The sequence below is a fragment of the Thiohalophilus sp. genome (assembly GCF_031581315.1).
GTDB lineage: Bacteria > Pseudomonadota > Gammaproteobacteria > UBA6429 > Thiohalophilaceae > Thiohalophilus.
The window spans coordinates 1,912-7,541 of record NZ_JAVLAZ010000101.1 but is presented as its reverse complement, the minus strand read 5'-3'; the positions used below and the strand labels follow the sequence as shown (position 1 = coordinate 7,541).

Here is a 5,630-nt window from a genome sequence, read left to right as displayed (position 1 = left end):
ACGGTCATCAGCCAGAAAGACCACATCTCCAGCACCTGGGACTTGTCGCTGTTGGCGGCCGCCCGGCCACGCAGCATTGGCATGGCGTAGGAGATAATCGCCAGCACGATCATCACATAGGCACCGTAGAAGGCCATGTGCCCGTGGGCCGCGGTGATCTGAGAGCCGTGGGTGTAGAAGTTCACCGGTGCCAGGGTATGCAAAAAGCCCCACACACCCGCACCGAGAAATGCCATCACCGGAGTGCCGATGGCCCATAGCATGGCCGCCTTGTTGGGATGCTGGCGGCGACGACGGTTGGCCATATTAAAGGCGAAGATCACCATCATGAAGAACGGAATCGGTTCCAGGGCGGAGAAGATGGAACCCCACCATTGCCAGTATTCCGGGGTACCGATCCAGTAGTAGTGATGGCCGGTCCCGATGATCCCGGTCAGCAGGGTCATGGCGATAATGACATACAGCCATTTTTCCACCACCTCGCGGTCCACGCCGGTCAGCTTGATCAGCACGAAGGCCAGAATCGCACCCATGATCAGTTCCCAGACGCCTTCCACCCAGAGATGGACGACCCACCACCAGTAGTACTTGTCCAGCACCAGGTTATGCGGATTATAAAAGGCGAACAGGAAGAAGATGGCCAGACCCCACAGACCGAGCAGCAACACCCAGCTGACGACCGTTTTACGGCCCTTGAGGATAGTAATGGTGGTGTTATACAAAAAGCCCAGTATCACAAGTACCAGCCCTATCTTGATAATGGTCGGCTGCTCCAGGAACTCGCGGCCCATGGTGGGCAGGATCTCGTTCCCCGTAATCCTGGCCAGCGTGGCATAGGGCACCAGCAGATAACCCAGCACGGTCACAACCCCGGCCGCCAGGAATATCCAGAACAGGATATACGCCAGCTTCGTACTGTGTAGCTCCGTTTCCGCCTCCTCGGGGACCAGGTAATAGGTCGCACCCATAAAGCCGAACAACAACCAGACGATCAGCAGGTTGGTGTGCACCATACGCGCCACGTTGAAAGGAATCTCGGGAAACAGAAAATCCCCGACCACGTACTGCAGCCCCAGAATCAGGCCGAACACGATTTGTCCGACAAACAGAAGGATCGCGGCAATAAAGTAAGGCTTTGCCGCCATTTGTGATTGATATTGCATGATGGATTCTCCCCTTATCCCTGAATGTTCGGCGGCCAGCCGGCAGCATCAATTTCCGAGGCATATTTCAAAAATGCGGCCACGGCCTTGAGATCCTCTTCGGACAGATTGAACTGCGGCATACTGCGGCGCCCCGGAATACCTTCTTTGGGTCGGCTCTTGATAAAGGCGATAATCGCTTCTTCGCTGTTGCCGAAGCGCTTGTAGACATTCCCCAGTTCCGGTGCAAAATAAGCCCCTTCGCCGAGCAGGGAATGACAGCCGACACAGTTGTTCTCTTCCCAGACCGTTTTGCCCCTGGCAACCTCGGGAGTAATAGCCTCCCGGTTGTCCCGCTCGGGCAGTGCCTTGCTGGTATCAAACGTCAGGGCCAGGAACAGCAGGAAAAAAAATACAGCGCTGCCGTAGAACATGTTCCTGGCCATGGACTTGGTGAATTTTTCGCTCATGGTGGTTCCCCTTCTTCCATAGAGTGGCAGTTGCAGTTATACCCATAGGGTATAGTCAACAACCTTGATCTACGTCAAACCGAAAAACGGAATTGATACAGGAAACCTGCGCCAAACAAGCAGGCGAGAATACTCAGAGGAGGTCGCGCAAGCCCTGCACATCCAGCAGGCTGATATCATTCCCTTTAACTGCAATCAGACCGTTGGCCGAAAGCCGGGTAAGTATCCGGGAGAAAGTTTCAGGTTGAATGGAAAGACGCGAAGCAATCACGCTTTTGGGTGTACTGAGGTGAATTTCGGCCAGCTCGATGGCATCTTCCGGCAATTGCTCCAGCAGGAAAACCACCAGCCTGTAGGTGGCGTTATGCAGGGTAAGATTGCTGATTTCATTGATCCGGGCATGCAGGCGGCGACTCATTCCGGCCATCAGCCGAAAGCAGGTCTGTTGCGACTCTTCCAGTATCTTGCGGAAGCTCTTCATATCGAAACTGTACAGTTCCGTGTCAACGAGCGCCTGTGCCGATACGGGATAGCGCTTTGCCTGCATGAACATTATGGCTTCGGCAAAGGTATCGCCGGGATAAAGAATTTCCATGACCTTTTCATCCCCGTCCATGGAAAGCGTGAAAAGCTTGATCTGCCCTTTGTGAACCAGATAGAAACGATCGGCGGGTTGCCCGGCTTCGAACAGAAGGGATTTGGCCGGCAGGCTGCAGCGCTGTGAGTTACGCAGTACCCGGGTCAATTGCGCATCATCAAGTTCTTCAAACAAATAAACACGGTGTAACTCGTCAAGTAACGCCTGATCTGCATCCATCTGTTTAAAGCCCTTGATTGTAAATTAAGTTTGCTAAATTGAGTTAGCCAATCGTGAATTGATCAGGGTCAAAGCCTAGCACACCCTGGTGGCACTAGAATAGCTTACTGTTTCATCGCAGGCTTCCCTGACATTCTCTATGAAGTTGCAACTACTGATCGCCGGTCAACTCCCTAGCTGCCTGGAAACCCGGGATATCTGGCAGTCTGTCTGTCGCCAACAAGGCGTCGAGCTGGAGATCATCGAGCTGGAGGACGCGCAGGGACAGCAACTGATTGACACGCTGGGAATCAAAAGCTTCCCGGTATTGCTGGCTGATGGCAAGGTCAAGGTCGTTGGTCGACCGGATCCGCAACGTGCCGCCAGCATTATTAAGCAATTACTAATATCCTGAAAAACCAAATAACAGTGACGCCGTCGGCGTTGACTGAACTTTTCCTGTTCTGCCTGCCTTATCTGGTATACCTTGAAAGTGATGCATTGCCTGACCTTGCCGGAGAACTTGCCATGCCATCGCTACGCCGCGGAGTGTTTCTCGCGATCCTGCTGCTGCCTGCTGCTTTGCTGGCCGACAGCCAGCGGGCGATTACCCACATTCTGCAACAGAACGAGGCGCCTGTGGGCATCGTGTTTGAAATCATCACCGCCGATAGTGAGGGGTTGAGCTGGGCGCTACCCCTGGCCCACTCCTATATTGAACAATTACGTAAACAGTTTCCGGCCCTGCCGATTGCCGTGGTCACTCATGGCCAGGAACAGTTTGCTCTGCAAAACGGCCAAAGCGATGAACAACCGGCTGTGCACACGCAGGTCCGCTCGCTAACTGACGGTGATATCCCGGTCTATGTCTGCGGCACCTATGCCGGCTGGCGCGGCCTGAGCGACGAGGATTTCCCCGATTATGTCAACGTGGCCGCAGCCGGACCGGCGCAAATCAATGACTACGTGTCGCTGGGCTATACCCGGGTATTGATTCGCCAGCGACCGGATTAAACCCGCCTCTCGCCTGATAAAGGCTACCTGTCAGAATGCCCGCCGGCTCTTATCCCAGCAGCATGCGAATCCCCAGCGCATATAATAACAGAGCGAAGATCCGTTTTAACTGTGCCGCCGGCAGGCGATGCGCCAGGCGCGCGCCCAGCGGAGCAAACAACACGCTGGTGGCGACAATGCCGATAAAGGCCGGCCAGTAAACATAGCCGCTGCTCCAGGCGGGCAACCCCGGTTCATTCCAGCCATTGATAATAAACCCGGTAGCGCCGGCCACGGCAATCGGCAGACCGCAGGCCGCCGCCGTGGCCACGGCCTTGCGCATGGCCACATTACACCAGACCAGAAATGGGACAGTCATGGTGCCGCCACCGATGCCGACAACGGCCGACACAGCCCCAATCAACGTGCCGGCCAGCGACAATCCCGGCCAGTTCGGTAACACCCGGTTTGGATTGGGCCGATAGGCCAGAATCATCTGCGTGGCCACTGTCAGTTCGAAGATGGCGAACACCCATTTGAGTACCCGGGTCGGCATCCAGTCGGCGATCACCGAGCCCAGCAACGCCCCGAGCACGATAGCCGGTGCCATGCGCACGAATACGGACCACAGAACCGCGCCATGTTGATGATGACTGCGTACCGAAGAGATCGAGGTCAGCACAATCGTCGCCAGCGAGGTGCCGACGGCCAGATGGACAATCACCTCGCTGCTGAACTGTTGTTGCTGAAAAATAAACACCAGCACCGGCACGATAATCAGGCCGCCACCGATACCCAGCAAGCCGGCCGCCACGCCGGCAAACATGCCCAGCAACAGATATAACAGCCCGATTTCCATTCACTCAGTCCACAAAAAAATCATACAGCTGCGAAACCAGAAACAGGGCACTCACCGTTGCCCCCGACACCGGTACCCATAAAGGTACCTGAAATCCCTCATAACTATCCTCTCGCCGCTTGATGCGCCACAGGGCCACATTCATCAACGTAAAAATGATCAGCGTTACAAAACTCGTCAGCCTGGCCAGACTGATCAATGGTAACAACAGGGCAAACAGCAAAATCGCCGTCACCACCACGATGATCGCCGGAACCGGTGTCCGGGTTCGCCCGGAGACCTGACCGAGCAGCGAGGGCAACCAGCCCTGGCGACTGAGTCCGTACAATACCCGTGAAGCCATGATGATTTGAATCAGCGCGCCGTTGAGCACTGATACAAGACTGATCAGGGTAATAAACAACGGTCCCCGGCCGGTAGCCTGTTCGTATACCATGGCCAGTGGTGCGTCCGTCTGCGCCAGCCTGTCGGGCGCCACGCTAAGAATACTGACCAGGGTTACCAGCAGGTAAAACAGGGTGACAATGATCAGTACCAGAATAATTGCTTTGGGCAAATTACGTGACGGATCAATCACTTCCTCGGCCACATTGACCATATCCTCGAAACCGATAAAGGCATAAAAGGCCACGAAGGCCCCCAGCAACACGCCATACCAGACAAATGGCGCTTCGGGCGCGAGCAACTGCGGCCATCGTTCGGGAAGCGATCCCAGGCTGTCGCCGGCCACCCAGATAATCAGTACCAGCCCGGCCATTTCAAACAGGGTCATGATCACCGCGATCAGCACCGACTGGGTGACTCCCCAGATCACTACGGCACCCAGTGTCAGAATCATGACGCTGATGACCCAGATATCCGGCCACTGGACATAGACCTGCAAATAACCGGCAAAACCGTGCATCAGCGTGGCACTGGAAACCACGCCCACCAGCACCATCAACAGGCCGATCAGCCGCGAGAGGGACGCCCGACCAAAGCCCGCCTGGGCATAAACTGCCTCGCTGGCGCTTTTCGGCAGACGCGCCGCCAGCTCAGCATAGGAAAACGCGGAAAAACCGGCGATCAGCGCCGCAACAAGAAAAGCGAGGGGCGTCAGCATGCCGGCCACGCCGGCCACCTTGCCGACCAGAACATAAATTCCTGCCCCCAAAATGGTGCCGATACCATAGAATGTCACCAGCGGCAACGACAGGCTGCGCCTCAACTCATTGGAGTGGCTCAAAGAAGATTTGTCATTCTTCATGTGCATATCCTATTCTATGAGTTAAGACAGCACATCAATATTGCACGCTTTTTCGCCAGAATTCGATGTTCAGGATGCAAGGACGCGTCATACAGGAGTGACAAAACGTGTCGAACAATGTTCG

At 55.3% G+C, this 5,630-nt stretch carries 7 protein-coding genes; 2 read left to right on the top strand and 5 right to left on the bottom strand.

Features of this window, described 5'->3' with window-relative positions; all coding sequences use genetic code 11:
* The 3 genes from RI563_RS11645 to RI563_RS11635 form a co-directional block, all read right to left on the bottom strand.
* Window positions 1–1,163 (bottom strand): cbb3-type cytochrome c oxidase subunit I (locus RI563_RS11645; protein ID WP_310694553.1); only part of this gene is annotated, 1,163 nt, incomplete at its 3' end.
* A gap of 14 nt (window positions 1,164–1,177) precedes the next feature.
* A complete protein-coding gene (locus RI563_RS11640; RefSeq protein WP_310694552.1) occupies window positions 1,178–1,612 on the bottom strand; it encodes a cytochrome c in 435 nt (144 codons plus the stop codon).
* A gap of 133 nt (window positions 1,613–1,745) precedes the next feature.
* On the bottom strand, window positions 1,746–2,429 hold the full coding sequence (locus RI563_RS11635; protein ID WP_310694551.1) for a Crp/Fnr family transcriptional regulator: 684 nt from the start codon (window positions 2,427–2,429) through the stop codon (window positions 1,746–1,748).
* A gap of 139 nt (window positions 2,430–2,568) precedes the next feature.
* On the opposite strand from RI563_RS11635, the gene RI563_RS11630 reads away from it, so the two are divergent.
* Both RI563_RS11630 and RI563_RS11625 read left to right on the top strand, forming a co-directional pair.
* Window positions 2,569–2,823: a thioredoxin family protein gene (locus RI563_RS11630; RefSeq protein ID WP_310694550.1), complete on the top strand. Its 255-nt coding sequence runs from the start codon at window positions 2,569–2,571 to the stop codon at window positions 2,821–2,823.
* A 113-nt stretch (window positions 2,824–2,936) separates the two neighbouring features.
* Window positions 2,937–3,422 (top strand): DsrE family protein, encoded by a 486-nt coding sequence (locus RI563_RS11625; protein WP_310694549.1) that lies wholly within the window; start codon window positions 2,937–2,939, stop codon window positions 3,420–3,422.
* A 49-nt stretch (window positions 3,423–3,471) separates the two neighbouring features.
* On the opposite strand, the gene RI563_RS11620 is transcribed toward RI563_RS11625, so the two are convergent.
* Together RI563_RS11620 and RI563_RS11615 are read right to left on the bottom strand one after the other, a co-directional pair.
* Window positions 3,472–4,260 carry a sulfite exporter TauE/SafE family protein gene (locus RI563_RS11620; RefSeq protein WP_310694548.1) on the bottom strand — a complete coding sequence of 263 codons (789 nt, stop codon included), beginning with the start codon at window positions 4,258–4,260 and terminating at the stop codon, window positions 3,472–3,474.
* A gap of 4 nt (window positions 4,261–4,264) precedes the next feature.
* Window positions 4,265–5,506 carry an APC family permease gene (locus RI563_RS11615; RefSeq protein WP_310694547.1) on the bottom strand — a complete coding sequence of 414 codons (1,242 nt, stop codon included), beginning with the start codon at window positions 5,504–5,506 and terminating at the stop codon, window positions 4,265–4,267.
* Between the last annotated feature and the right edge of the window lie 124 nt (window positions 5,507–5,630).